The organism is Haloferax elongans ATCC BAA-1513, from assembly GCF_000336755.1.
In the GTDB taxonomy this organism is placed as follows: domain Archaea; phylum Halobacteriota; class Halobacteria; order Halobacteriales; family Haloferacaceae; genus Haloferax; species Haloferax elongans.
On the sequence record NZ_AOLK01000015.1, the window covers coordinates 96,521 to 121,870 of the forward strand.

At 63.7% G+C, this 25,350-nt stretch carries 25 protein-coding genes, 1 tRNA gene and 1 other RNA gene; 9 read left to right on the top strand and 18 right to left on the bottom strand.

Annotation, left to right across the window (positions count from 1 at the left end; translation table 11 throughout):
• Positions 1-7 precede the first annotated feature (7 nt).
• Positions 8-1,006 (bottom strand): Gfo/Idh/MocA family protein, encoded by a 999-nt coding sequence (locus tag C453_RS07155; RefSeq protein ID WP_008323584.1) that lies wholly within the window; start codon positions 1,004-1,006, stop codon positions 8-10.
• Positions 1,007-1,152: 146 nt separating this feature from the next.
• Between C453_RS07155 and C453_RS07160 the strand changes: the two genes are divergently transcribed.
• A complete protein-coding gene (locus C453_RS07160) occupies positions 1,153-2,175 on the top strand; it encodes an aldo/keto reductase (protein WP_008323585.1) in 1,023 nt (340 codons plus the stop codon).
• 30 nt (positions 2,176-2,205) lie between these two features.
• On the opposite strand, the gene C453_RS07165 is transcribed toward C453_RS07160, so the two are convergent.
• From C453_RS07165 to cyoE, 4 genes are all read right to left on the bottom strand, one after another.
• Positions 2,206-2,610 carry a metal-dependent hydrolase gene (locus tag C453_RS07165; protein ID WP_008323586.1) on the bottom strand — a complete coding sequence of 135 codons (405 nt, stop codon included), beginning with the start codon at positions 2,608-2,610 and terminating at the stop codon, positions 2,206-2,208.
• A gap of 12 nt (positions 2,611-2,622) precedes the next feature.
• Positions 2,623-2,859 (bottom strand): SelT/SelW/SelH family protein, encoded by a 237-nt coding sequence (locus tag C453_RS07170; protein WP_008323587.1) that lies wholly within the window; start codon positions 2,857-2,859, stop codon positions 2,623-2,625.
• A 72-nt stretch (positions 2,860-2,931) separates the two neighbouring features.
• On the bottom strand, positions 2,932-3,588 hold the full coding sequence (locus C453_RS07175) for a DUF7546 family protein (protein ID WP_008323588.1): 657 nt from the start codon (positions 3,586-3,588) through the stop codon (positions 2,932-2,934).
• A gap of 24 nt (positions 3,589-3,612) precedes the next feature.
• Positions 3,613-5,022 carry a heme o synthase gene (cyoE, locus tag C453_RS07180; protein WP_008323589.1) on the bottom strand — a complete coding sequence of 470 codons (1,410 nt, stop codon included), beginning with the start codon at positions 5,020-5,022 and terminating at the stop codon, positions 3,613-3,615.
• A gap of 161 nt (positions 5,023-5,183) precedes the next feature.
• Here cyoE and coxB point away from each other — a divergent pair, with 161 nt between their 5' ends.
• Complete coding sequence (gene coxB, locus C453_RS07185; protein ID WP_008323590.1) at positions 5,184-5,903, top strand: cytochrome c oxidase subunit II; 720 nt, start codon at positions 5,184-5,186, stop codon at positions 5,901-5,903.
• Positions 5,904-6,018: 115 nt separating this feature from the next.
• Here the strand turns inward: coxB and C453_RS07190 are convergent, their stop codons facing one another.
• Together C453_RS07190 and C453_RS07195 are read right to left on the bottom strand one after the other, a co-directional pair.
• Entirely contained in the window at positions 6,019-6,447 is a 429-nt protein-coding gene (locus tag C453_RS07190; protein WP_008323591.1) for an adenylyltransferase/cytidyltransferase family protein, read from the bottom strand.
• Positions 6,444-6,929, bottom strand: a complete 486-nt coding sequence (locus C453_RS07195; protein ID WP_007539110.1) for a Mov34/MPN/PAD-1 family protein — start codon at positions 6,927-6,929, stop codon at positions 6,444-6,446. The genes C453_RS07190 and C453_RS07195 overlap by 4 nt, the downstream gene beginning before the upstream one ends.
• Before the next feature lie 104 nt (positions 6,930-7,033).
• Between C453_RS07195 and C453_RS07200 the strand changes: the two genes are divergently transcribed.
• Positions 7,034-7,888 carry a fructosamine kinase family protein gene (locus C453_RS07200; RefSeq protein ID WP_008323592.1) on the top strand — a complete coding sequence of 285 codons (855 nt, stop codon included), beginning with the start codon at positions 7,034-7,036 and terminating at the stop codon, positions 7,886-7,888.
• Positions 7,889-7,994: 106 nt separating this feature from the next.
• Complete coding sequence (locus C453_RS07205; RefSeq protein ID WP_008323593.1) at positions 7,995-9,896, top strand: DHH family phosphoesterase; 1,902 nt, start codon at positions 7,995-7,997, stop codon at positions 9,894-9,896.
• A gap of 48 nt (positions 9,897-9,944) precedes the next feature.
• Here the strand turns inward: C453_RS07205 and C453_RS07210 are convergent, their stop codons facing one another.
• A complete protein-coding gene (locus C453_RS07210; protein ID WP_008323594.1) occupies positions 9,945-11,507 on the bottom strand; it encodes a phospholipase D-like domain-containing protein in 1,563 nt (520 codons plus the stop codon).
• Between the two features lie 93 nt (positions 11,508-11,600).
• Positions 11,601-12,860, bottom strand: coding sequence for a HEAT repeat domain-containing protein (locus C453_RS07215; RefSeq protein ID WP_008323595.1), 1,260 nt, complete (start codon positions 12,858-12,860; stop codon positions 11,601-11,603).
• 118 nt (positions 12,861-12,978) lie between these two features.
• Between C453_RS07215 and C453_RS07220 the strand changes: the two genes are divergently transcribed.
• On the top strand, positions 12,979-13,749 hold the full coding sequence (locus tag C453_RS07220) for a carbon-nitrogen hydrolase family protein (RefSeq protein WP_049907567.1): 771 nt from the start codon (positions 12,979-12,981) through the stop codon (positions 13,747-13,749).
• Positions 13,750-13,804: 55 nt separating this feature from the next.
• Positions 13,805-14,566: a DUF7547 family protein gene (locus C453_RS07225; RefSeq protein ID WP_008323597.1), complete on the top strand. Its 762-nt coding sequence runs from the start codon at positions 13,805-13,807 to the stop codon at positions 14,564-14,566.
• On the opposite strand, the gene C453_RS07230 is transcribed toward C453_RS07225, so the two are convergent.
• The 3 genes from C453_RS07230 to C453_RS07240 form a co-directional block, all read right to left on the bottom strand.
• Positions 14,560-15,027 (bottom strand): hypothetical protein, encoded by a 468-nt coding sequence (locus C453_RS07230; protein ID WP_008323598.1) that lies wholly within the window; start codon positions 15,025-15,027, stop codon positions 14,560-14,562. The two genes, C453_RS07225 and C453_RS07230, sit on opposite strands and share 7 nt — an antisense overlap.
• 110 nt (positions 15,028-15,137) lie before the next feature.
• Complete coding sequence (locus C453_RS07235; RefSeq protein WP_008323599.1) at positions 15,138-15,512, bottom strand: OB-fold domain-containing protein; 375 nt, start codon at positions 15,510-15,512, stop codon at positions 15,138-15,140.
• A complete protein-coding gene (locus tag C453_RS07240) occupies positions 15,512-16,663 on the bottom strand; it encodes a thiolase family protein (RefSeq protein ID WP_008323601.1) in 1,152 nt (383 codons plus the stop codon). The genes C453_RS07235 and C453_RS07240 overlap by 1 nt, the downstream gene beginning before the upstream one ends.
• A gap of 178 nt (positions 16,664-16,841) precedes the next feature.
• On the opposite strand from C453_RS07240, the gene C453_RS07245 reads away from it, so the two are divergent.
• Positions 16,842-17,255 carry a DUF7548 family protein gene (locus tag C453_RS07245; RefSeq protein ID WP_008323602.1) on the top strand — a complete coding sequence of 138 codons (414 nt, stop codon included), beginning with the start codon at positions 16,842-16,844 and terminating at the stop codon, positions 17,253-17,255.
• A 138-nt stretch (positions 17,256-17,393) separates the two neighbouring features.
• Positions 17,394-17,705, top strand: an RNA gene (ffs, locus tag C453_RS19530) — signal recognition particle sRNA.
• A 190-nt stretch (positions 17,706-17,895) separates the two neighbouring features.
• Here ffs and C453_RS07250 read toward each other — a convergent pair.
• Positions 17,896-18,168 carry a Sec-independent protein translocase subunit TatA/TatB gene (locus C453_RS07250; RefSeq protein ID WP_008323603.1) on the bottom strand — a complete coding sequence of 91 codons (273 nt, stop codon included), beginning with the start codon at positions 18,166-18,168 and terminating at the stop codon, positions 17,896-17,898.
• Between the two features lie 579 nt (positions 18,169-18,747).
• Entirely contained in the window at positions 18,748-20,679 is a 1,932-nt protein-coding gene (locus C453_RS07255; RefSeq protein WP_008323605.1) for a bifunctional metallophosphatase/5'-nucleotidase, read from the bottom strand.
• A gap of 279 nt (positions 20,680-20,958) precedes the next feature.
• Between C453_RS07255 and C453_RS07260 the strand changes: the two genes are divergently transcribed.
• Complete coding sequence (locus C453_RS07260; RefSeq protein ID WP_008323606.1) at positions 20,959-21,771, top strand: aldo/keto reductase; 813 nt, start codon at positions 20,959-20,961, stop codon at positions 21,769-21,771.
• Between the two features lie 400 nt (positions 21,772-22,171).
• Here C453_RS07260 and C453_RS07265 read toward each other — a convergent pair.
• From C453_RS07265 to C453_RS07280, 4 genes are all read right to left on the bottom strand, one after another.
• Positions 22,172-22,242, bottom strand: a tRNA-Gly gene (locus C453_RS07265).
• Between the two features lie 175 nt (positions 22,243-22,417).
• The gene (locus C453_RS07270; protein ID WP_008323607.1) at positions 22,418-23,443 is read right to left on the bottom strand and encodes a DUF4382 domain-containing protein; all 1,026 of its coding nucleotides are present in this window, start codon (positions 23,441-23,443) and stop codon (positions 22,418-22,420) included.
• Between the two features lie 105 nt (positions 23,444-23,548).
• Complete coding sequence (locus C453_RS07275; protein WP_008323608.1) at positions 23,549-24,577, bottom strand: NAD(P)/FAD-dependent oxidoreductase; 1,029 nt, start codon at positions 24,575-24,577, stop codon at positions 23,549-23,551.
• A gap of 105 nt (positions 24,578-24,682) precedes the next feature.
• Positions 24,683-25,330 carry a class I SAM-dependent methyltransferase gene (locus tag C453_RS07280; protein ID WP_193788056.1) on the bottom strand — a complete coding sequence of 216 codons (648 nt, stop codon included), beginning with the start codon at positions 25,328-25,330 and terminating at the stop codon, positions 24,683-24,685.
• Positions 25,331-25,350: the final 20 nt, after the last annotated feature.

Below are 25,350 nucleotides of genomic sequence, written 5' to 3' on the forward strand. Positions count from 1 at the left end.
CCTGAAACTACGCGTCGCCGTCGACGTTGACGCGCCGCCCGGTCGTCGACGACTCGTAGGCCGCCTCTGTCAGCGCCGTCACGTAGAGTCCATCGGTCGCGGGAATCGCGAGGACAGCCTCGTCGCGTGCGGCGTCGACGAAATTTCGGAGTTTCTTCCGCGTCAACGTCTCGAAGTCGGGTTCGTCCGGTGTCGCCCGGTACGTGACGTTTCCTTCCGTCACTTCGATGGTCTCGCCGTCGAACGTGACCATCCCTTCGGTGCCAATGATTCTGAGCGATTCGCCGGGTTCGGGGATACTCGACCCTTCTCCCGAGACGGCGATGCTGGCGGTGAGACTCGCGCCGTCTCTGTCGAGGACGGCCGCCAGCGCCGAGTTCACGTCCACGTCGTACCCGCGGTGGTCGACTGCGGCCGAGACGGTGACTGGCTTCGACCGCGTTACCCAGAGCACCGCATCGAGCAGGTGCGACCCGGAGTCGTACAACTGACCCCCGCCGGACAGTGAGGGGTCGCTGCGCCACTCGTTTTCAGTCCACTGAATCCACTCCTGTTCGAGGTGGCAGACGACCATGTGCGGGTCGCCGATTCGCCCGGAGTCGACGATGCGCCGGAGTTCGACGTACCGCGGGTCGAAGTGTCGTTGGTAGCCGACAGCGAGCGTGAGTCCTTCTGCGTCGGCGCGGTCGATGAGCACCCGAGCACCGGCGAGGTCCGTCACCATCGGCTTTTCCAGATGGACGTGGACCCCGGCTTCGAGCGCCGCGAGCGCCTGGTCGAAGTGCTCTGTGTGGGGTGATGCGATTGTCACGGCGTCGAGAAACTCCCCGTCGAGAAGCTCTTCGACCGTCTCGTAGACGGGGACGTCGAACTCGTCTGCGAACTGCTCGCGTGCATCGTCGTTCGGGTCGACCCCGGCGACGATACTCACGCCATCCATCTCGTCGAGGAGGCGGCATTCTACAAGTCCGAGTGTCCCGACTCCGACACCTGCGACTCTAAACATACCTTACATGTCGTCGGGAGGACGCAAAAGCGTGCGGGGGAGTCCCACACTTGACGTTCGAGTCGAACACACTGGTCGTTCGGTTCGAACCCGCGTCACTCGCCGCAACTTCCACCCTTTAGTCGCCGGACACCGTGACGTCTGGTATGAGCCTCGACTATCGACGACTCGGTTCAACCGGGACGCGCGTCTCCGAACTCTGTTTCGGCACGTGGCGCTTCGGTCGCCAGACGGGTGGCGTACTGGAAACAGACGAAGAAGACGCACACGAACTCCTCGACACGTTCGAAGAACTCGGTGGGAACTTCATCGACACGGCGAACGTCTACGGCTCCGTCAACGGGACCTCAGAGGAATACATCGGCAACTGGCTCGCCGAGCGCGACCGCGAAAACTACGTCGTCGCCTCGAAGGTGTACTTCCCCTTCGACGAGGATAACCCGAACGGGCGCGGTCTCTCACGGACGCACATCCGCAACCAAATCGAGGGGACGCTCGACCGCCTCGGAACGGATTACCTCGACCTCTACTACATCCACCGCTGGGACGACGAGACGCCAATCGAGGAGACACTCCAGACGCTGAACGCGCTCGTCGAGGAGGGGAAAGTGAACTACCTCGGTGCCTCGACGATGGCGTCGTGGCAACTCACGAAGGCGCTCTGGAAGTCCGACGTCAACGACTACGCCCGGTTCGACGTGACCCAGCCGCTGTTCCACGCGGGCTACTACGAGGACGTGGAAGACTACCTCGACGTGTGTGAGGACCAGGAACTCGCCATCTGCCCGTATTCGCCGCTTGCGGGTGGCTTCCTGACGGGGAAGTACGAGCGCGCCGACCCGGACGACCCCTCGCAGTACGTCGCTCCCGACGGCGCACGCGGGTCGTTCGACGACCGATTCGAGCAGTTCTACGTCTCCGAGCGCGGGTGGCACATCCTCGATGAGATTCGCGCCGTCGCAGACGAGGTGGACGCGAGTCCCGCACAGGTCGCCCTGCGCTGGCTGATGGAGTACCCGGACGCGACCGTCGTGCCCATCATCGGCGCGCGGACGCCTGAGCAACTCCGTGAGAACGTCGGTGCCGCCGACGTCGACCTCTCGGATGACCAGTGGCAGCGCATCATGAACGCCCGGTACGACGAAGACGGTCGGCGCTGGGGGCACTGACGTAACGTCGCTGGCTGCGGCGCTCCCCTTTTAGGCCAGTTCGAGGTCTCTGAGGAAGTCACAGACGACGTGCGCGTAGAGGACGATGCCGACGAAGGCCGCGAACGTCGCCGCGCCAGCGACTGCGAGTCCGCCGACCGCGACACCGCCGATGAGGTGGTGACTCAGGAGTCGCTTCAGATTGAATCGCGGGCCGAACTCGGGGAACACGCCTTCTTGGTCGACGAGCCCGACGCGCGGGTTGGTGACGGCCGTTCGGAGATTCTGCCAATCGCCGCGCTCGAAGCGGGCGATGAGAAAGTGGTCGAGGTCGATGAAGACGCTGAGGAAGACGGCCCCGACGACCAGAAACGGCACGCCACCGGGCGGTTGCAGTGCGACAGCCGCGATGCTGCCCACGACCGCACCGACGACCGCGTGTTCGAGCGATTTCACGGGGCTACCGGCTCAGGTACCCACGTGCGGGCGAACCCGCCGGAGAACGAGGTCCGGGTCGTACTCGTCTTCGGATTTGTCCCAGACTCGCTCGCCGTCGACTGTGACTGTCAGCACGCCGTGGTCACCGGTCACGAGCGCGACGCGTTCGATTTGCTGGCCGAACTGCTGGAGGAGCGTGTGTTGAATCTCCTCTGCGCGGTCGAGAAAGCCGCAGGGGACGCAGTACTCGATTTCGATGGCGGTCATAGGCGGTCGTACTCGTCGGAGACTGAAAAACGAGACGGCGGCCAGCACACCACTGACCACGGTCGAAAACAGTTATCGACCGAAGCCGGGTCGCCAGCGCAGCAAGACCACCGTGACGAGGAAGACGGCAGTCGAGAGGTCGTACGAGAGCGTCGTCACCGTGGCGACGATGGCGGTTCCACTCCCGAAGACACTGGTCATGAGTGAGGCGACGATGGGCCACGAACACGAGACACAAGAGAACAGTCCCACGATGCCCGAGACGGCGGCTCCCGCTGCTTCGATGACCGTCTCGTAGACGAGGTATGCGAGCGCGGCGTAGCCGACGACGCGAGCGGGCATGAGGACGAGGTTGAACAGGTCGCCGCCGTAGATGAGCGCCGGACCCCATCCCGGAGGCAGGAACGCGACACGGAATCCGCCCGTGCCGCCCGGAACGGGAGTTGTGACGAGGCCACCAGCGCCCGCAAGCAGTACGAAGTAGCCGAATCCGACCGCCGCAGCCTTTCGTCTCGTCGCTGTCGATGCCGGAACGACTTCCGTGTCGAACAGCACCCAGAGACCGACTGCGACCCACGTCACGCCGTAGATGGCGTATCGCGGCGCGCCGACGCTCGCCTGCGTGAAGAGCAGATAGACGAACGCGAGAATTAGCGTGGTGTTGACCGCGAATGCGGCGCGGAAGAGTGTCGACCGCGACGGGGACGGAAATGCGCGTGCAGTTGCCATGATTGAACGGTAGTTGGAGTCGTATCAGACCGCGAGCGTGTCCACGACGATTGCGAGGAGCAACATGCCGAGGTACGCGTTCGAGGCGTGGAAGGCGCGGAACGCGGCCGTGTCGTCCTGTTCGTAGTGCAGGCGGACGACGAAGTAGAGGAACACGCCGCCGAGAAGCAGGCTCGTGACGACGTACACCACGCCGAGCGCGTCCATGACGGCCAGTCCTGCGGCGGTGATGAGCGTCGCGCCCAGCCACCAGATGATGTGCTTTCGCGTCTCCGTCTCACCGCGGACGACCGGCATCATCGGGAAGCCGCCGCGGGCGTAGTCGTCCTTGTAGGCCAACGCGAGGTTGTAGAAGTGCGCCGGGGTCCACATGAAGATGACACCTGCGAGGGCGAAGCCGCCGAGTCCGACGTTGCCCGTGACGGCCACCCAGCCGATGAGTGCCGGGAGTGCGCCTGCCGCGCCACCGATGACCGTGTTCTGGACGGTGTTCGGCTTCAAGATGAGCGTGTAGACGACGCTGTAGAACGCGATGGCTATGAGTCCGAGGACGGCCGCCAGCCAGTTCACGGACGCGAACAGGCCGACCGAGATAACCGTCAGCGCGAGGCCGAACGCGATAGCGTTGCGGACGGGGACGAAGTCGACCGCCAGCGGGCGGTCGCTCGTGCGTTGCATCCGGCGGTCGATGTCGCGTTCGAGGACGTGGTTGAACGTCCCCGACGCGCCGATAGACAGGACGCCACCGCCGAGCGTGGCGACGATTACTTGTGGCGTCAGCCCGGGCGAGACGGTTCCGGCGAGTGCCATCGCCGCCGACGCGACGAGACAGAGGAGCCACATCAGCCGCGGCTTCATGAGGCGGAAGTACGCCCACGCGGTCGCCTTGGCCCGTGCGACTGGCTCGGTCGGAATCGGCGGGCGTTCGCCGTTGTCTTCCAGCGGTTCGTCCATCGATGGCTGCTCTGCTGGTCGGTCGGTCGGGTCGCCGGTGACCTCTTCGAGCGTCCACGCGAGCGCGACGAGGAGGCCGCCGAAGATGGCCATCCCGACGACGAGGTGGACTGTCGAGAGCAGTTGGGTCGTGCCCGCCGTCGCGACGAGCGCACCCATTCCGGCCTGTACCGGATAGAGGACGGCCGCCACAGTCACTGCCGCTTTCACTCGGCGCGACGAGTCACTCAGCCACGCCGAGATGAGCGTTGCGACCGAGAGCAGTCCGACGAAGACGGCTGCGAGACGGTGTCCGAGCGCAATCCAGCCGTCGGTCGACGTCGGAAGCGAGAGCCCGTCCCCGCACGCCGGCCACGCGGCGCACGCGGCTGTCGCGTCCGTGAGCGCCGTGGTCGCGCCGACGAGCAAGAGAAGATAGACCCCCATCGCCGTCGCGGCGAGAAGGCCGTGGAATCTGTTCGAAGCGCGAGTCGTGGCCACGTAATTCACCTACGATTCGTTTGGACCGTCCCGTATTTAGGACCCGCGCTTTTTCCTACCGCAAAGGTACCGAAAGAGCCATCGTATACAGGGGGTGGGTACAACCATCTGGCGTGAGAGTCGGTACGCATTTATGCGGTTGTTCCTAACTCCCGTTCAGCATGAGAAAGACGCGTTTCGCGCTCGCGTCCCTGCTTGCGACGGTCGCGATGGCGCTTGTCGCCACCCCCGTTGCGGCGCAGGCGTCTGCCACATCGGAACTCATCAACCAGCTGAACGGGAAGCTCCTCTACGTAGCAATCCCGATTACAGTGCTGGTCGAGGCCATCCTCATCTATACGGTCATCAAGTACCGTAACAGCGAGCGCGCTCTGCCGACCAAGGAGAACCGGCGTCTCGAAATCACATGGACTATCGCCACCGCGATTGTGCTGCTGTTCGTCGGTGTCGCGTCGTACGGTGTCCTCGCCGACGAGAACGTTACCCACCAGGGGAACGACATCGACATGAACGACGACCCAGTCGTCGTCACGGCGGAGGCCTACCAGTGGGGGTGGAACATGTACTACCCCGAAGAAGGCAACTTCACGACGGGTAACAAAATCGTCGTCCCGAAGGACCGCCCCGTCTACTTCCAGGTGACATCACAGGACGTGATACATGGATTCCACGTCCCCAAACTCGGCCTCAAGCAGGACGCGATGCCGCGTGCGACGGACACGATAAAGACCGTCGCCTACGAGGAAGGCACCTACCAGGGCTACTGTACTGAGTACTGTGGCGTCGCCCACTCGCAGATGTACTTCACGGTCGAAGTCGTCTCGCAGGACGAGTACCAAGACTGGCTCGACGAGCAGAAGCAGCAGAGCTCCAGCCAGTAAGCGTCTCCTTCCTTCCTTCCACATTCTCCACCGCCGAGTTGCGACGCTGACTGTCACACTGTCAGTCGGTAGGTACTCGGCCGGTATCGCGCTGCGTGAGAATACGATGTGAGCCTTAGCAGCGACGCTCGACGATGCGGTCGATGATGCGCCCGCTCGAAAGGAGTTCGTCGTCGTGGGAGGGGTCACGGGGGCTCGCGCGGGCGACTTCGCAGTCGATGCCACGCTCTGCGAGCGCCGACTCGATGGCGGCTTCTTCGTGGTGTTGGTCGTAGCCGAGGACGATGACGTCCGGCGCAATTTCCTCGATTGGAACGAAGATGTCGTCGGGATGGCCGAGGTGTGCTTCGTCGACGACGTCGAGGGCGGCAACCATGTCCGTTCGCTGTTGGTCGCTCAAAATCGGTCGCGGTTTGTGCGTCACGTTTGCTGCACGGGCGACGATGACGTGGAGCTCGTCACCCATCGCGGCCGCGTCCGAGAGATAGTGGACGTGGCCGGGGTGGAGAATGTCGAACGTCCCCTGTGCGATAACTCGTCTCATGTATCCAGCTCCTCGTCGATATCTTCCTGTGTGAAGTCGAAGAACGATTCGGGGTCCGGGAGGTCGACGTTGTACACCGGCAGGTCGCGGACTTCACCGGACTGGTCGAACACCTCCCAGTCGTTCTGGCCGTACGGTGCGCCGATGATGATGTGGACCGTGCCGCTTCCGAACGTATCGAGGTCCGCATCGCTCGGGCGAAGCACGCCGTTCGGGTGTGAGTGAACCGACCCGACCGCACGGAAGTCGTTCGGCACGAGGTCGTTTCTGACCGTCGCACTGTACGGGTCGGAGACGGTCCCCGGGATGATGAGGACGTCAGTCACGACGAGACCATCGCGGTCGAGTCCGACTCGACGGGCATCTTCGCCGCGGAGCAGTCCCATGTACTCGTTCGGGTGGGTCTCCGCGGAGGCTTCGAGCGCGAAGTCGAGCGCGTCGGCGGCGATGCCGATGACCTCCCGCGACCGGAAGAGTCGCATACCGGTTCGTCGGCGGGCGCTCCATCTAAGGGTTCCGAAACGGCGACTCATCGCCTCCGAGTTCTACCGTCATACTGAGGTCCCCGCCACGCGGAACGCGACCTGTGACCCCGACCGCCACTGTCGCCGAACGCGTCGCCAACGCACTCGGGACAGACCACGCCCCGGACACCGTCACAGAACTCGACGGTGGCCACGTTGGCCACGTGTACGTCCTCGACTTTGCAGACCGAGAGCCAGTCGTCGCGAAAACCGGCCCGACCCCGCTCGACGTCGAGGGACAGATGCTCGACTCGCTCGCGCAAGCTGGCCTCCCGGTTCCGACCGTCCACCACGCGGACTCGGACCTGCTCGTCCTCGACTACGTTGCGGGCGACGACGACCTCGATGCGGACGCCGAACGCGACTTCGCCGCCCACCTCGCGTCACTACACGACGAAAGCGCCCCCGAATTCGGATTCCCGTACGACACGCTCTCCGGGCCGTACCGACAGCCCAACCCGTGGACCGACTCGTGGATCTCGTTCTTCCGAGACCAGCGCCTCCGCCCGTGGTGCGACGCTGCCCGCTCCGCTGGACTCCCCGACTCGACCGCCGAGCGAATCGAGGACGTCGCCCGCGACCTCGACGACCTCGTCTCTGAGCCCGACGAACCCGGTCTCGTTCACGGCGACGCGTGGGCGGGAAATCTCGTCGTGCGCGACGGTCGCGTCGTCGCGTTTCTCGACCCGGCGTGTTACTACGGCCACCCGGAGGTCGAACTCGCCTACGTCTACTGGTTCGACAGTGCTGGTGACGCCTTCTTCGACGCCTACACCAACAAGCGGCCCATCGAACCCGGATTCTTCGACGACCGGGCGCCCGTCTACGCACTCTTTCCGCTCCTCGAACACGTCCGGGTCTTCGGGTCTGAGTACGTCCCGGAAGTTCGAGCGGCACTGAACGCGATTGGATACTGAGACGCCCGACAGAGGGGTGTCACCCCCACGAAACGACGAAAACTGTGGTTCGAACGCGCGAAACGCTTTTGTAAAGCTTAACACTACCCCCGGACCTAGCGAACCTATGAGCGACGAGCACGCCGGGTATTCCGGCGCCGACTCGGGTCCGAATTCGGACTCACGACCTATCGTCTTCGATCTTGCACCGAATTGTACAGTTGACGACGTCGAGACCGACGCGTACTACCACGCAGTCGTCAACGGCGTGGTCGAATACGGCATCTTCGTGGACATCTCCGACTCGGTCTCTGGACTCATTCACGAATCGAACCTCTCGACCGACTACGAGGTCGGCGACCGTCTCGTCGTCCGTCTGGACGACATCCGTGAGAACGGCGACATCGCGTTCGCGGAGGAGACACCCGACGACTACCGAACGCGGACGGTCGAACACGAACCGACGATTACGCCTATCGCTGACCTGACGGTCGGTGAGACGGTCACCATCGAGGGAACGGTCGCCCAGATTAAGCAGACCGGCGGCCCGACCGTCTTCCGCATCGCAGACGACTCGGGTATCGTCGCCGCAGCAGCGTTCGAAGAAGCTGGCGTCCGAGCGTTCCCCAACGTCGAACTCGACGACGCGGTCCGCATGACCGGCAACGTCGAAGACCACGAGGGAACGCGCCAACTCGAAGTCGACGGCCTCACGCTGCTCGAAGGCGAGAAAGCCGACGACGTGCGCAGCCGTATCGAGGACGCGTTGGACGAACGCGCCGCCCCTAAGTCGGTCGAACCCCTTGTAGAGTGGCCCGCATTCGAGAAGCTCCGAGACGACCTCGAAGACGTTGCCAAACTGCTCCGCCGGACCGTCCTCGAAGGGCGTCCGATTCGCGTGCGCCACCACGCAGACGGTGACGGGATGTGCGCGTCGGTGCCGGTTCAACTGGCGCTCGAACGCCTCATCACCGAGGTCCACGACGACCCCGACGCACCGCGACACCTGTTCAAGCGCCTGCCGAGTAAGGCGCCGTTCTACGAGATGGAGGACGTGACGCGCGACCTGAACTTCGCGCTGGAAGGCCGCGCCCGTCACGGACAGAAGCTTCCGTTCCTCCTGATGCTCGACAACGGGTCGACCGAGGAGGACGTGCCTGCCTACGAGAACCTCGCGCACTACGACGTGCCCATCGCCGTCGTCGACCACCACCACCCCGACCCCGAGGCGGTCGACCCGCTTCTCGACGCGCACGTCAACCCGTACCTGCACGACGAGGACTACCGCATCACGACGGGCATGATGTGTGTCGAACTCGCGCGGATGATTCACCCCGACGTGACCGACGACCTTCGTCACGTCCCCGCCGTCGCCGGGCTCTCGGACCGCTCGAAGGCCGAGGTCATGGACGACTACGTCGCGCTGGCCGAAGCGGAAGGCTACGACCGCGAAGGGCTCCTCGACATCGGCGAGGCACTCGACTACGCCGCCCACTGGCTGCGCTACAACGACGGTGCGTCCATCGTCAACGACGTGCTCAACGTCGGCTGCGACGACCGCGCCCGCCACGAGGAACTCGTCGAATTCCTCTCGACGCGCGCCGAGCGCGACGTCGACCGCCAACTCGAAGCGGCCGAGCCCAACCTCGAACACGAGCGACTCGACAGTGGTGCGAACCTCTACCGCATCGACCTCGACAAGTGGGCCCACCGCTTTACCTACCCCGCGCCGGGGAAGACGACGGGCAAGCTTCACGACCGAAAGGTCCAGGAGACGGGCGAGCCGGTCATCACCATCGGATACGGCCCTGACTTCGCCGTGCTCCGCTCCGACGGCGTCCGCCTCGACATCCCGCGGATGGTCGCCGAACTGAACGAGGAAGTCGTCGGCGGCGGCGTCTCCGGCGGTGGCCACCTCGTCGTCGGTTCCATCAAGTTCGTCAGCGGCATGCGCGAGGAAGTCATCGACAGCCTCGTCGAGAAGATGGCCGAAGCCGACATCGACGAAGAACTGTCGACGACGGCGTAAGCCGCCGACACCGCAGAAACACCCGCGACTGCGACTCCACGATTCATTTTATTCCGCGAACTCCACCCGTCTGAGCGCCAGCAGTCCGACGAGTGCTGCGACACCGACACCTGCGAGGAGGCTCGTCGGTGGTCCGCGTTCGCTCGCCCGCCAGTCGGCCGCGAACACGCCCCGATAGTAGTCGGCCGCAGCGGGGTCGTCGATAGCGAGTGCGATTTCGCGGTTCTCCCGCGCGGAGTGACGATTCCAGTTCATACTTCCGACGATGGCTGTGTCGTCGGCGACGACGCCTTTCGCGTGGACTGCGCCGTACCGTCCCGCTGGCCGGGCGATGCGGACCGTGAATGGGTTTCCGGTTCGGTCGGCCCAGTCGTTCAATCGCGTCGCCAGCGCCCGGTTCTCTTCTTCGACGTACCACGCGCTGCCAAGCAGGAGACGGACGCGTACCCCACGCGCTGCAGCGCGCTTGAGCGCGAGGACGAACGGGCCGTCCGCCTCGACACTCGGTTGTATCACGTCGATTCGGTCGCTCGCGCCATCGAGGTGGTCGATAACCGCCCGTTCGGCGTTGTCTGGTGCGCGCAGGACAGCGATGCGGTCGGCCCGGACCGTCTCCGGACCGACGCGCGTCTGGTACGTTCCGTTCGACACGTCTGTGACGACGAACTGGCGGCCGACGCGGAACGTCTCCCACGGTCGAGTTGCTGGCAGTGAGCCGTCGTCGCGGAACGTGTTCGAGAGGTCTGCCGCGACGCCAGATGAATCGACGACGACGCCCCAGCCCCGGCTCTTTTTCCCACCTGTTCCGGCGGGCTTCCAGTTCTCCGTCGTGACGAGCGCCCTGTCGTCGACGACGGCGTACTTCGCGTGGTGAAACGAGTGCGGGTCGCCGACGACGCGAACGGTAACGCCCGCGGCGACGAGTCTGTCGAGTACGCGAGCGGAGTGCTTCGGAAAGCCGCCGACTGGTGCGTCGTCGACGAGTACTTCCACGCGGACGCCGCGCTCGTGGGCTGCAATGAGTTCGTCGGCGACGCGGGACGACGAGACGACGTATCCGGCGAGGAGGAGTCTCTCGTCGGCACTACGGAGTGTCTCGATGGGGACCGCGGGGGAGTCAGGGAGGGCGAACAGTGTAGCGTTCGCCTCGTGGTGGGTCGTGACAGGTCTTCGGGGGAGCGTTCTGGGCCACCATGTCCAGCGGCCGTCACGGCGGGTGAGGACCGCCCCTTCCTCGCTTCGGTCGTAGACGAGTCGGTCGGCGACGTGGCCATCGACGCGGAGTGTAATCGTCTCTCCACTGTTGGCGAGCGAGAGGCCGGGTGAGACGATTGGGTGGTCGGTGAGGGCTGCGGCTGCGTCCGGGTCAGATGCGACGGCGACAGGACCGCCGGGCGCGACGATAGAAACACGCTGTTCGCCATCGTCGAGTGTGAGGTTCGCGCCTTTTGGGGCGTCTACGACGACGAACTCGCCGCTGTCGTCCGGTGTCGTTGGGTTGGGGAGTGCGGCGGTGATACGGGCGTCGGGATGGTCGGTTGCCGCCGCTATCGGAGCAGGCGCGACGGTGGCGACGATGAGGAGTGTGGTGAGGACGACCCGGTGGAACACACGCCGCGATGGGACCGGTATGGGTCAAAAAGGTTCGCAGGCTAGCTGTCGCTCTCGTCGATTGGTCGCGTCAGAAAACGAAGCGGTCTCGTCTCAGACCGTCGCTTCGGTTTCGACGTCGTCACCGAGGAACTCGGCGGCGAGTTCGGACTCGCGCTGGACGATGTACGAGCGGTCGTCGGTGTATTCGGCGGCGGATTCGAGGGCCGTCTGCGTGCCAATCTGGCGGAGCGCCCACGCGGCGCTGGCGCGCACCGAATCGACGTCGTCGTCCGCGAGAACGTCCGTGAGCGGGTCGACGGCGCGGGTGTCGCCGAGAAGGCCGAGCGAACGCGCAGCGGCCGAGCGCACGTTTTCGTTCTCCGTGACGAGTTTGTCCGCGATAGGCTGGGTCGCTTCCTCGGAGCCGATTTCGCCGAGCGCCTTGAAGACGACCTTCTGAAGCGCCGGGTCGTTGTCGCTGTCGACGTAGTCGACGAGCATCTCGATGCCGTCTTCGGCGGCCATCTTACCGATTGCCTTGATAGCGCCCTTGTCGCGGCGCTTGGCCTGCGGTTCGACGGCGTCGAAGGCCGCATCGTCGTTCATTCGCGTGAACGCCTCGATGCAGTACTCCTCCATGAAGTCGGACTGGAAGCTGTCGAAGGCGAGGGCAATCATGTCGACGTTGCCGCGCTTTTCGTGTTCCTTGAGCGCCGAGAGCTCCGGCGGGTAGTCCTTGTAGTGGCCGAGCACGTCGTAGAAGCCCTGCGCTTGGAGCTTCTCGCGGGTTTCGAGGTCGTCCCACTCCTGGGAGTCGTCGAGACCGGTCGTGAGGGTGTCGGCCACGTCGAGGAGGTCCGCGATGGTCTCTGCGTCCTCGTCGGCGTCGAGGGACGCCGCTTCGATAGCCTCGATAGCGTCGTCGATAGCGCTGTTGAGGGCGTCTGCGCCCTTTCCTTCGAGCGTGACGCTCGCGTCGAGCACGTCGTTGAGGTCCTCGACGAACGCTTCGACGACCTCGACGATTTCGCCTTCACCCTGTTCGGTCCACCGGGTGTCGGAAATCGTGGACTCGGCGTCTTCGAGTTCAGAAACGGCGTCTTCGGCGTACGGGCCGCGCTGGTCTTCGAGGTCGTCGCGAAGGTCCGAGAGGCGCGAGGAAAGCTCCTCGGCAGGGTCCTCGTCGTCTTCGTCTTCGGCCTCGGGCAGGTCGGCGGCGTCGATGTCTGCGTCGATGTCGTCGAGTGTGGCCTCGACGTCATCGAGGTCGGCTTCGGTCTCAGCCGCTTCGAGGGCCTCTTCGGCCTCGGTCAGACGCTCGTCGAGGCTCTCGGGCGAGAGTGCTGTCGTATCGTCGTCCCCGTCACTCATATGCCGGAAGTCCGTCCGTCTGTAAAAAGAGCGTTTCCCTTCGCTTCGCGTCGCGGCGGCCGGAGATGGGTGCCGTCATGACGGGGTGTTTTTTGGCTTGCTCACCGTCTCTCAGGGCGTGACCCATCCGACCGTTGCCGTCCCGCAACTCTCGGTCGCCGACCTCGACACGGCCGCGAACGAGGCAGCGATTCAGGAGCGAACGGCCGAACTGTCCGATAGCGTCGACGTTGCGCTCTTTCCCGAATACGCCCTGACGGGCTTCGTCTCCGACACCCGCGCCTACAGCGCCGCGCTCACAACCGCGCAGGCGACCGAGAAACTCTCGGCGGTCGCCACCGAAAACGACGTGGCTGTCCTCGCGGGCTACCTCGAACAGGCTGGCGAGACTCTCTACAATGCGGTTGCCTACGTGCGCCCCGACGGGGCTGCCACGACCTACCGAAAGCGACACCTCTGGGGCGACGAGGCCGCCGTCGTCACGCCCGGTGACGAACTCGTCACCGTCGAGACGCCAGTCGGAAAGACGGGACTCCTGACGTGCTACGACCTCAATTTCGTCGCCGACAGCGCTGCCATGACCGAGAAGGGCGTGGACGCGCTGTTCGTCGCCGGTGCGTGGCCCGCAGCGCACTCTGAGAATTGGCGGCTTCTCTGTCGCGCTCGCGCCCTCGACGGCGTCCGATGGCTCGTCGGCGCGAATCGGACCGGAACCGGCGGGAGCGACCGCACGGGGCCCGCGGAGTCTGAGTACGCCGGTCGATCTCTCGTCGTGAGGCCGGACGGGGCTGTCGCCGCGGCACTGAACCGAGACGAACGCGACCTCGTGTGGACGCTCGACCCTGACGTCCTCGCCGAGCAACGCGCGTTCGTCGGCTCCGTCGACTAGGACTGCGACCGACACGGCTCGAACGCTTATCCCTGCGGCCGCCTAATCCACGGCCATGAGTGACCGACGCCGGGACGACGACGTGCTCGATTTGCTCGACGAACTCGGTGACACGCTCGACGAACTCGGAACGGAGCTTCGTGAGGAACGCGACCGCGAGGGTCGCCGCAGGACGCGAACACCGCAACCGCCGAGCTTCGGCGAGATACTCCGCTTTACCGAATCGTACACCATCCCGACGGTCATCGCCGTCCTCGAAGCGACTATCGCCTCGCTCGAACTCCTCCGGCGGCTGATGCGCCTTTCGGACCCGTCTCGTGCGATGGAGGACACCCGAAACGACGTCGACGCGCGAATACGCGACGTCCCGCGGAGCGCCGTCACGGGCGTCGACCGCGCTCTGACCGAACTGCGAACCGCACTCTCGGAGGCTGACCTGCCGTCGAATCCGGAAGCGCGAGACGTACTGGAGCGCGCCCGGTCGCTCGCGGACGAACTCGACGAGCGCATCGCCGACGCGGAACGCGAGCGAACCACGCGCGAACGCCGCTGGCGGCAGGACGAACAGCGGTTCGAGTCGCAGTGGCGGCGCGGCAGTGACGACCGGCGCGCTCGCGACGACGACCGCACGGACCACGGGACCGGCCCAGTCCGCATCGACGTGACCGAAGAAGGCTCTGAGTCGGTCGACGACACCGAAGACGAGCCAACGGTCGATGTCGACGCCGAACTGGAGTCTATCAAGCAAGAGGTCAACGGCGACGACAGTGATGCCGGTGGCGACGACGGCGACGACAAAGAGCCGAGCGACTACTGAGCCGGTCCGATTTCGACACGGAGGAGTCCAGAGACCCATCCTGCCAGCGCGATAAGTGTGAGTCCGACAGCGCCGGTAAGCAACACGGTCGTCGTCTGCGTAGTGGTGACGAGCACACCCAGGGCGAACAGGAACGAGAGGACGCCGACGAGAGCCAGCGCGCCCGCGACACCGAGTTTCCATTGCGGGACGTCAGTTCGTCGGTTCCCGAGGCGGAGTAACTGGGCTGCCGCCGCGCCGACGACGCCGAGGCCGACGATGTACGCGCCAAACACGAGGTCGAAGTGACGCTGGACCGGGCCGAAGACGACCTCAAGCAGGTCGAAGCCGACGATGAGCAGGTAGCCCGGAATTTGGAAGGGTTGGAACTGAACGCCATACGCGAGGCCGTACAACCCGGCAAGCACGGCCGTTGCGACGACTGTGTCGCGGGCGAAGGTGACGCTGCGCGGGTGGCTCATACACGACGTTGAACGTGTAGCAGTATCAACATTGGCTCGGTCGGTTCGGACCCCAAAAGTGGATTCGAACCGTGAAGCGATTCGGACTGTGAGTGCAGGACAGAACCGACTCAGACCGGCGTAAACCGGTAGCCGTCCCACTCCTGGCTCTCCGGCTCGCGGATGCCAGCACCGGGTTCGCGGAGTTCCTCAGCGTAGACCGGTTCGACTTCGTCGCCGATTTCGACGTCCTCGGTTGTCACCTGTCCGATAGCACGTACTGGCTCGCCGTCGACGTCGAACTCGACGATAGCGAGCGTGTTAGGCTGGCGAACGCCCGGCGGGGTCGCCGTCGACGTGGTCCACGTGAGGACCGTCGCGGTGTATTCGCTCAGGTCGACGGTGCCGACCGGTTCTTCGCCGCCCGGGCCGACCGGGTGGCCGGGGTAGGTGATGCTCCCGTCGGGGTAGCGGTACGCTTCCATCGGTGGGATGTCGTCGGACATTATCGGGACTCCATGATGGTGGTCGTGACGCAGTTGCCGAAGCCGCCGACGTTGCACGCGAGGCCGACGTCCGCTTCGACCTGTCGCTTGCCTGCGTCACCGATGAGTTGCTTGTAAATCTCGTACACCTGTGCGACACCGGACGCGCCGAGCGGGTGACCCTTCGACTTCAGGCCGCCCGAGGTGTTGATTGGCAGTTCGCCGTCGCGGTCCGTGACGCCCTCTTCGACGGCCTTCCAGCCTTCGCCCTTCTCGAAGAAGCCGAGGTCCTCAGACTGGAGAAATTCGAGGATGGTGAACATGTCGTGGAGTTCCGCGACATCCACGTCGTCGGGTTCGAGGTCGGCCATCTCGTAGGCGATTTCGGAGGAGTTGACGACGCCGCCCATGGTGGTCGGGTCGGCACGCTCGTGGACGACGTGGGTGTCCGTTGCGCCGCCGATACCGGAGATGACGGCGTAGTCGTCGGTGTACTCGCGGGCGACCGACTCGGGACAGAAGACGAGCGCCGCCGAGCCGTCCGTGATGGGACAGAAGTCGTAGAGGCGAAGCGGGTCAGCGACGATAGGCGAGTCGAGGACGGTGTCGAGGTCGACTTCCTTGCGGAACTGCGCGTGCGGGTTGTCGAGACCGTTCTTGTGGTTCTTGACGGCGACTTTCCCCAGCGACTCGCGCGGGGCGTCGTACGTGTCGAGGTAGAGACGCGCCGTGAGTCCCGCGAAGGAAGGCAGCGTCACGCCGTGTTTGTACTCGACCGGGTGTGTCAGCGAGGCGATGACGTCTGTCGCCTCGGCGGTCGAGCGATGGGTCATCTTCTCGCCGCCGACGAGCATCGTCATGTCGGACGCGCCGGAGGCGACCGACTGCCACGCGGCGTAGACGCCCGCGCCGCCGGACGAAGAGGTCTGGTCGATTCGGGCGGTGTAGGCTGGCATCGCCGCGAGGTCGTGGGCGAGGGCGTTCGGGACGCCGGTCTGCCCTTCGAACTCGCCGCTTGCCATGTTCGAGACGTAGAGGTGCTCGACTTCGTCGGGCGAGACGTTGGCGTCCGCGAGTGCTTCCTGTCCCGCCTCGGCGAGCAGTTCGCGAATCCAGGCGTCTCGTTGCCCGAACTGGGTCATCGATGCGCCGATAATCGCTACGCGGTCCATACGCGCACGTCGTCGCACCGAGATTTAAAACCGGGCAATCCCCTCGCGGTCACGCCTCGACGACCTGCCTCGACGACCTGCCTCGACGACCTGCCTCGACGACCTGCCTCGAATCACTGCCACCTGCTCTCGACCACGTCTCAAACCGTTTATCAGTCGGTCTTTCGAACGGGTTTCTATGGATATCGAACGCACCGCCCCGGCTGTCGGCCTCGTCGGCTCGGTCCTTCTCGCGGCCGCCGTCGCGGTGCCAGCAGTCGCCGTCGAATCCGGAGCAGGTCCGATGGCCGCCTACTACGCCTCGGGTCCCGTCGGAATCGCTATCGTCGGATTGCTGGCGCTCGTCGAGGTCATCGTTCTCCTCTCCGGGCGGCAAGAACGCACCGACCCTGCGACCGCTGCCGGTCTGGCGTTCGTTCTCGCGCTCACGATGCTCGGTATCTCGGTCACGTGGGCGTTCGCAATCGACCCAACGGTCCTGTTTAGTTTCCCAGAGCAGTACTCGTGGATTAGCTATCACCGCTGGAGCGTCCTCGGAGCCGCCTCGCTCCTCTTCGTCGGGACCGCGGGATACGCCAGAAGCGTCCTCTAAGCGAACCACAACGTCACTCCGAACGAATCGTCGCTGGAGCTATCTGTGGCTGTACTACCACTGGAGACACCCCGACGGTGTCCCACGATTTTCCTTCCGACGAGTCGAAAGGCCCTTAACAGTCCGTGGATTAGGAAGGGGTGGACTAGGTCGGGCAGTTAGGCCCTGCTCTTCACCCGCGAAATAGGTCTTTAGCGGGGACCGAACACGGGCGCGTCCGGTCAGACCGGCGCGGGCCTCGGAAGCCAACGTAGAAACCTCGTCCTTCGGGGACAGCGGTTCCGCGTACCCCTTCCGCAGGGAAGGGTTCGCGCGGTTCATCGGTGGTACCCCGCCAGGCGCGGAAGCGAGCAGCGGACCATCGGACGTGCGTCGCTCGAGGGATCGCGGGGTGGAGAAGGCAACCGAGATTCCCCACGTCGGAACGCCGGGCAACCTCACTGTCCACCCATTCATACCTCATTCACACGCTGAGCGAGAGCCCCGTTACTCGCTCTATTCGGACGATAGTGACCAAGACAACAGTGAGTAGGACGACAGTGAGTAGGACGACAGCGCAGCATGCAGCTTCCGTCTACGTGCAGCGTCGCTACTCACACGTCTTGGGTGTCGAAGCGGAAGTGACCCGCTAAAAACGCGATTAGTTCTCGTCTTTCGCTTCGGCCGTCTCCGATTCGGACTCGGCGGCCGTCGTGGTTTCGTCTTCGTCTTCGTCCTCGCTGCCCTCAACGCCTTCCTTCAGCTCCTCTTCGATTTCCTGACGGCCGCGGCGGAACTCTCCCATCGCCTGTCCGGACGAGCGAGCGAGTTGCGGGAGCTTGTTCGCACCGAAGAGTAGGACGACGATGAGCAGGACGATGAGTAGTTCTGGGCCGCCGGGGAGCCCCGGAAACAGTGGGATGGGTGTCAACATTATGTTCGGTTACGTTCGCGGGGAAGATAAGAGAGGCGGTCTGTCGCGCTGGTATTTCGCGCCGTTGTGACTCTCCCAAAGAGCCGCACAGCCACACTATCGGCAGTTGTGGGCGTTTAAGGGTGTAAAACGTGGACGCGGGTGGTCGCAGCACTGGGGAACGGACTCACGTGTTGCCACCGCGACAGCAATAGTGCCCTCGCTGGAGAGCGAGCGCCACTCGGAATTTTCGTGGTGGCACCACCGAAGCCACCAGTTGTCAGGACGATTTTTCTCGACGTTAGAGACCTGTCATTACGTCGGTGCTCCCGCATTCGGGACACTGTGTCATCGTCCCGAGTGACGACTCCACTCGACTCCACTCGGTCCCACCCGAGATAGCCGAGTAGCCACACTTTCGGCAGCGAGACATCGGTTCTGAGGAACTGCTTGCCATACTGATTCAACTATCACGATTCCACATAGTCGTTACTCTGGTTGGTGGAAATGTACAGAAAAAAGACGGTCAATTAGTGTATCAGGACGCGAGTTGTGCGCTGATCGTCGCCGAGGGAGTGATGTCACACCGCGACGTTCGGGTCACACCGTACAAATCGGCGGGTCGCCGTTGCCGGACCCCGGTTGACCGTCGGGGTGTGAATCGTCCTGTCCCGGCGGCACGTTCACGTCGACGTTTGCGACCGCATGCTGGAAGTAGCCGTCGCCGTAGACGGGACTGTCGTATCCGGCGTACAGTTCGAGTTCTTGACTGTCGTCACTCAGCCGTCGGAACTCGTCTTGGTCGAACGTCACGACGAGTTCGCCGTCTTCGACAGTTGCTGACTCGGCGTCGAGCGCCCCTGTGGTCGCGTTCTGGAGGACGACAGACGAGGCGTTCACCCCGTCGATATCAGAGGAAACCGCCTTCCGGACAGTGACTGTCTCCTTCGCCGCGTGGGCTGGCGGGTTCGCGACTGTCACGTTTCCGAGGTGGCTATCGACGCGCCGAATTCGGTTGGTGTCCTCGGGTGCAACCGGCGAGTTGGCGTCGATATACTGCGCAACGACGGTCCCGTAGAGCGTGTAATCCTCGCTCGTGGTCGGGAGTTCCGCCATGCTCCATCCGTACCGGTCCTCGAAGGCCCACCCGGCCATGTACGAGTTGACGGTGACGTTGTAGTGAGCATCCTCGTCGAGTTGCTCGCCGTTCACGTACACGTCTCGGACGACCGGACTGGCGTTTTCGGACGGGACGTACTCGTAGGAGACGCCGCTTACCTGCAGTTGTGCCTGTGCGCCGTAGTTGTCGTCCGTGGTCGAGACTTGGCTCGCGAGGAGTTCCCGCAATTGCTCACCGGTCATTCGTTTGGTGACGAGGTAGTTTCCGAACGGGAGCGAGGTGTAGACGTCGTCGTAGGTGACGTTCCCGCGGTCGATGACGAAGTCGCCGCGGATTCCACCGGCGTTCGTCACCGCGACGTCCGACCCGGTCTGGTTGCGGAAGGCGTCGGTGATGAGGTTGCCCCACGCAGTCTCGTCTTTGTAGTTGGACGTGAACCGCGAGTCGAGGGTCGTGTTGGTTCGTCCGACGACTTCACCGAGCTGTGCCGACCGCGCGTCGGAGACGATTGTCTCGGCGGTCTGGTTCACCGACGAATTCTCGCCGACCGTGACGAGTCGCCCACTTGCGAGCGAGACATCGTCGTCGGTCACGGAGAGGTTGACCTCGCCGACGTACGCGCCGCGAGCCTCGGCCTCGACGATAGTGGTTCCATCGACGGTCTTCGGGGCGTAGGCGACTTCGTCGTCACCGGTGACGATGAGGTCGATATTGTCGGTGTTGCGCGCGAGTTCTTTGGACTCGGGCACGCCGATGTGGGCCGCTGCGACCACGACATCGACGTTCTTCTCGTCTTTGAGTTTCGTCGCCACGCGACTCCCGACGCGGGAGAAGTCGGCGACGCGGTATCCCTGTTCGTCGAAGTCGACTGCCGTCTTCGACTTGATGGCGTCGTCGACCAGTCCGACGATGCCGACTCGGACGCCGTCGCGCTCGACGATGGTGTAGTTCTTCGTTCCGGGGATGCCGCTGCCGTCCTCGTGGACGACGTTCGCGACCAACCACGGGAACTCCGAGGCGGCGCTGTAGTTCTCGACCGCACCGAATCCGTAGTCGAGGTCGTGATTACCGACGACTTCCGCGTCCGGCCCGAGCGTGTTGAGCACGTCCACGGGGACGCGCCACTGACTCGTCGGCGAGAAGGAACTCGGACTCACCTGGTCGCCGCCACCGACGACGACGGTCGGGTTATCGTGTGCCTGCCGTCGGTCGTTGACGACGCCGACCAACCGACCCATCCGCGTCGGGTTCGACGCGGCGGTCTGCACGTCGTTGTACGTCAATACTGTGAGTGTTGTCGCGTTCGTTGCGTTCGTGGTCGCGTTCGAATCGACGTCCGCCGGGGCGGTGGGACCGGCGTTCGTACCGGCCGGGCCTGCGGTCAGAGCGGCCGCAGGCGACGTCGTAGCCACGAGAAGCAGTACTGCTACTGTGAGTATGGTTCGAAGAGTATCGGAACGTGATTCCACTGCGTTCGTTCGTGTTCGATAATTTAAGAAAAAGATGACGGCCGATTGTGATATCGGGCGTACGTACTGCTATGTATGGCTCCATATACGGTGGTTTTGGGTGATGCCGAGTCTACCTGCTATCTGGTTCGGACTGTGTCACCAGGCTGAACTACCCCCAAAATTCGTCAGTGACCCCCCACCAGCAGCATCTTCTTGCATTCTTGACTCGAAATACAGCTTATGGAGTCCGTTTCGGTGCACGGGGTGGCGGTCACGGCGTTGGGGCTCGGAACCGCCCGCATGAGGGGTGACGAGTGTCGTCAGGCGGTGACGACCGGGTTGGAACTTGGGTATCGACACATCGACACCGCGCAGATGTACAAAAACGAGGATGCGGTCGGCGACGCGGTGGCCCAGTCGGGCGTCGACCGCGACGAGGCTTTCTTGGTCACGAAGATTCTCCGGGGGAACCTCCGATACGACGACGTGCTGGATTCATTCGCGGAGAGCCTCGAACGCTTGCAGATGGAGTACGTGGACTTGCTGTTGATTCACGCCCCGAGTCGGTCGGTTCCCGTCAGTGAGTCGGTGCGGGCGATGAACGAACTGCAAGAGCAGGGAGCGGTGAAACACATCGGCGTCAGCAACTTCTCGGTGAGTCAGTTACGGGAGGCGATGCAGGCGTCCGCGACTCCGATACTCACCAATCAGGTCGAGTACCACCCGTTCAAGAGTCAGCGCAGCCTCTTGGAGTTCTGCATCGAAAACGACGTGTTGCTGACGGCGTACAGTCCGTTGAATCTGGGGTCCGGACTGTCGGACGAGACGCTCCAAGAGATTGGGGCTCGCCACGGAAAGACGCCAGCGCAAGTCGCCCTGCGATGGCTCGTCCAACAGGAGCACGTCGCTGCAATCCCCAAGGCGTCTCAGGAGCGCCACTTGGCAGAGAACATCGATATCTTCGACTTCCAACTGTCCGAAGACGAGATGGAGCAGGTCTTCGAGTTGCAAGGCGGGTTGCTCACCCGGCTTCGTTCGTTGCTGCAACTGTGAGTTCGGAGTCTAACGACTCCTCGTTTGGTTCCGTTCAGAAAGTGCGCCGGCCGGGAGTTCACCGATCGAAGCGAGGTGAACGTCGGTGAGGCTCTGCCTCACCGGGAGTCCCGCGAGCGTATGCGAGCGGGATATCGGGCGGCAAACGACCGCAGGGAGTCCCGTGAGCAACGCGAACGGGACGTCGGCGAGACGTGTCTCGCCGGAAGTGCGCCGGCCGGGACTGAGCAAACCGAAGGTTTGCGAAGGTCGGTGAAGCAGGGCTTCACCGGGATTTGAACCTCGGTCGCTCTGCTCGCTTCGCTCGCGTCGCTCCCTGATTCAAATCCCTCTGGGTCGCACTTCTTCACTCCACGGAACTCGGAGTCTAACGACTCCTCGTTTGGTTCCGTTCAGAAAGTGCGCCGGCCGGGATTTGAACCCGGGCCATGAGCTTGGAAGGCTCAGGTCCTGCCACTAGACCACCGGCGCTCATTGCATTCGCACCGAGCATCGACGGACGCCGTCCGTCTCAACACCGGCGCTCACTCGTTACACTCGTTCGCGCCGAGCCTCGACCGACCTTCGGTCGGCCGAGACACCGGCGCTCTGAGGCAACGTCTATTCCCTCATTCTCGACGCCCCAATAAGGATGTTACCTTTTTCGTCAGGCGTCCGTGTCTCCCGATTTTCCGGGGTTATCGGGCTTCTTCTCGTCGTCTTCGCCGAATTCGTACTCCAACTCGGCTTCTGCGTCGCCGTCAGTGACTTTCACCGTCACCTCGTCGGCGTCGGGGATGGAGACCACGAGTCCCCCGTCGGCGTCTGTCGTCCCGACGTCCTCACCGTTCACGTTGACGGTGGCGTTCTCGACGGGCGTCTCGTTCTGGGAGACCACGAGCGTCGCGTTCTCACCGGCCGTGACGTTGCCATCGAAACTGGCGGTTACTTCTGCGTCCGAGGACTCGTCCTCAGATTCGTGCTCGCCTTCAGAGTCGGCCGCATCTGCGCCGACGTCCTCGATGGGGACGTTCGTCCCGGACTCGCTGATAACGGGCTTAAGGATGTACTTCCCGCTCTTGCCAGCCTTGAACGCGGTGATGTCGAAGACGAAGTCCACGTCCTCACCGTTGCCGACTTCGAAGTTCGAGTTGAGGTGGAGCTTCTCGCTCGGAAGCTTGACGTTCACCTGCTCGCCCGTCTTGAGCGTCCCGTTGACCTCGCCCACGTGGACGAACACCTTCGTGTAGTTGCCTTCGGGCACGTCGTAGCTTCCCACGAGCGATGCCTTGTCGCCCTGCAGTTGGGTCAGGTCCACGGTCACGTTGTCGACCTCGTAGGTGACTTTCCCACTGTCGTCCGCGTCGTCGTCTGCTTCGGCTTCCGCTTCAGCTTCTGCTTCGGCCTCAGCCTCGGCGTCGGCGTCTTCGGAGTCACCATCCGAGTCACTGTTCGCCTTCATCAACGTCACGCGCTCGATGGTGACGTTGAGGTGTTCGAAGTCGGCGATTGCGTTCTGCTCGTCGCTCACGTAGAAGTTCAGTGTGCCCGTCTGGGTGGCTTGGTCTCCAGAAGCGGTGCCGTCACCGTCTGCGCCAGATGGCGCATCAGTCAGTGTTCCACTCCCGCCTGCACACCCGGCCAAGAGGACCAGGAGTGCGACGAGAACAGTCGCAAATCTGTGAGTGTTCATCGTAACAGACACTACTCGCTCCGAGAACTTGAGGAGGGTATTTACGAACCCCGAATTTCCCCGGATTTCGCCGAATTACGGGGTCAATAACCCGAATAGCCCGTGTTAGTCGTCAGCGTGGGAAGCGTTGAACTGCTTTGCTTTCGCCAGCAACTCCGGCGAGATGCCGGGCACGTCTGCCTCGCCGACGGACCCCTCGGTGCGAATCTCGTCGAGACTCTTCGGGAACTCGCGGAGTTCCATGTGGATGGCGATGCCGGCTTTCGCTCCCTTCCCCATTGCGACGGGAATCTGGTTGTGCCCGGGCGTGATGTCGCCGACGGCGAAGACGCCCTCGACGTTCGTCCGGCCGTGGTCGTCGACCGGGACCGTCTCGTCGTCGTTCAGTTCCACGCCGAGTTGTTCGAAGAGCGCCGTGTTGTACTCCGAACCGTACATCGCGAAGCCACCTTTGTACTCGCGGACGGTCCCGTCTTCGAACTCGAAGCTCTCCAGCCAGCCGTCGTCGCGCTTGTTCATGCCCAAAATCTCCTCGGAGACGATACCGACAGGGTGCGCGCGCACGAGTTCGTCCGTCTCGTCGGACCACGACGGCTCCTCACCGCGAAGGAGAATGTCCACGTCGTCGGTGAAGTTGAGCATAATCATCGCCACGTAGGCCGCGGAGTCCGAGTGGCCCATGACGTACACCGACTCGTCGACGAACATGTAGGCGTCACAGTGGAGACAGTAGTGCAGTCCCTTGCCAGTCCGCGGAAGCGGCGGCTCTGGACGTTTGTCGTTGAATCCGACGCCGAGAACGACGCGCTCTGCGACGAACTCACCGTCGTTCGCGACGAGGCGGAATCGACCGTCGTCCAACTGTTCGGCTTCGGTCACGAAGTCGCGGTGGATGTCGGTGCCGTAGTCTTCGAGTTGGGTTCGTGCGGTTTCGAGAAATTCGTTTCCAGAGACGTCCTCGGTGACGCCGATGACGTTGTGGGTGTCGAGCATCATCGCCGCGCGGCCGCCACCGCGGTCGACGAGTGCGGTGTCGTGTCCCAGTCGCGTCGTGTAGAGCGCAGTTTGCAACCCCGCAGGGCCGCCACCTACGACGACAACCTCGTACTCCTGTCGTTCGTCGGCTTCGGTCATACAATCTGATTTGTCGCACCCGTCTTAAGCCCACACCTCCTGTGCGCTCGCAGTATCCACTCGCTACATGTTACCAACAGTCGTAGGAGGCGAGACGGCCGCCGCTTACAACCCAGACACAACAGCGTAACAGTTCCCGCTCGAAACCCGCGATTCGACGACAGACAGGTCGCTCGCGGCGAGGTCGTCGTCGAACTCGTCGGGCGCGTAGATGTGGTAAAAACGGGGCACAGTCTCGCCACCGGGGAGCGTCCAGTCGACTTCGGTGTCGAAACCGTCCTCCCGGTCGAAGGTGTCGTGGGCGGTGCTCCACGCGCTGACGACCGCTCGCCCGTCCGAATCGAGGACGCGCGCGAGTTCGTTCAGGCTCTCGACGCGGGTCTCCCGGGGTGCGAGGTGGTGGAGCGTCGCCACGTAGACGGCCAAATCGAAGGCGTCGTCCGAAAACGGGAGACGCGCCGCGTCTCCTTGCACGAGTCGCGCCTCGAAGTCTCGCTCGCTCGCCCGCGACGTCGCTTCGAGCAGTAAGCCGCGACTCACGTCCAGTCCGACCACTTCGTCGGCGTGCGAGGAGAGCAGTTCGACGTGCCGCCCGTTTCCACACCCGAGGTCGAGCGCGCGCGTTGCAGGCGAGTCCGCCGTCGATTCGGTGACGAACGACTCCACTTCGGGCCACGGATACTCGCGCGTGGACGCGAAGTGCGATGCGATGCGGTCGTACGTCTCGCGAACCGCCGCTCGGGATTCGTCCATGTCGGTCGATAGAGACACCA

Excerpts from the sequence above, each read along its gene's own strand:
- C453_RS07175 (WP_008323588.1), bottom strand. The coding sequence starts at position 3,588 with ATGGCAACTGCACGCGCATTTCCGTCCCCGTCGCGGTCGACACTCTTC.
- C453_RS07280 (WP_193788056.1), bottom strand. The coding sequence starts at position 25,330 with ATGGACGAATCCCGAGCGGCGGTTCGCGAGACGTACGACCGCATCGCA.
- C453_RS07225 (WP_008323597.1), top strand. The coding sequence starts at position 13,805 with ATGAGTGACCGACGCCGGGACGACGACGTGCTCGATTTGCTCGACGAA.
- C453_RS07230 (WP_008323598.1), bottom strand. The coding sequence starts at position 15,027 with ATGAGCCACCCGCGCAGCGTCACCTTCGCCCGCGACACAGTCGTCGCA.
- C453_RS07235 (WP_008323599.1), bottom strand. The coding sequence starts at position 15,512 with ATGTCCGACGACATCCCACCGATGGAAGCGTACCGCTACCCCGACGGG.
- C453_RS07205 (WP_008323593.1), top strand. The coding sequence starts at position 7,995 with ATGAGCGACGAGCACGCCGGGTATTCCGGCGCCGACTCGGGTCCGAAT.
- C453_RS07170 (WP_008323587.1), bottom strand. The coding sequence starts at position 2,859 with ATGACCGCCATCGAAATCGAGTACTGCGTCCCCTGCGGCTTTCTCGAC.
- C453_RS07195 (WP_007539110.1), bottom strand. The coding sequence starts at position 6,929 with ATGCGACTCTTCCGGTCGCGGGAGGTCATCGGCATCGCCGCCGACGCG.
- coxB (WP_008323590.1), top strand. The coding sequence starts at position 5,184 with ATGAGAAAGACGCGTTTCGCGCTCGCGTCCCTGCTTGCGACGGTCGCG.
- C453_RS07240 (WP_008323601.1), bottom strand. The coding sequence starts at position 16,663 with ATGGACCGCGTAGCGATTATCGGCGCATCGATGACCCAGTTCGGGCAA.
- C453_RS07155 (WP_008323584.1), bottom strand. The coding sequence starts at position 1,006 with ATGTTTAGAGTCGCAGGTGTCGGAGTCGGGACACTCGGACTTGTAGAA.
- C453_RS07160 (WP_008323585.1), top strand. The coding sequence starts at position 1,153 with ATGAGCCTCGACTATCGACGACTCGGTTCAACCGGGACGCGCGTCTCC.
- C453_RS07260 (WP_008323606.1), top strand. The coding sequence starts at position 20,959 with ATGGAGTCCGTTTCGGTGCACGGGGTGGCGGTCACGGCGTTGGGGCTC.
- C453_RS07250 (WP_008323603.1), bottom strand. The coding sequence starts at position 18,168 with ATGTTGACACCCATCCCACTGTTTCCGGGGCTCCCCGGCGGCCCAGAA.
- C453_RS07270 (WP_008323607.1), bottom strand. The coding sequence starts at position 23,443 with ATGAACACTCACAGATTTGCGACTGTTCTCGTCGCACTCCTGGTCCTC.
- C453_RS07275 (WP_008323608.1), bottom strand. The coding sequence starts at position 24,577 with ATGACCGAAGCCGACGAACGACAGGAGTACGAGGTTGTCGTCGTAGGT.
- C453_RS07215 (WP_008323595.1), bottom strand. The coding sequence starts at position 12,860 with ATGAGTGACGGGGACGACGATACGACAGCACTCTCGCCCGAGAGCCTC.
- C453_RS07245 (WP_008323602.1), top strand. The coding sequence starts at position 16,842 with ATGGATATCGAACGCACCGCCCCGGCTGTCGGCCTCGTCGGCTCGGTC.
- C453_RS07190 (WP_008323591.1), bottom strand. The coding sequence starts at position 6,447 with ATGAGACGAGTTATCGCACAGGGGACGTTCGACATTCTCCACCCCGGC.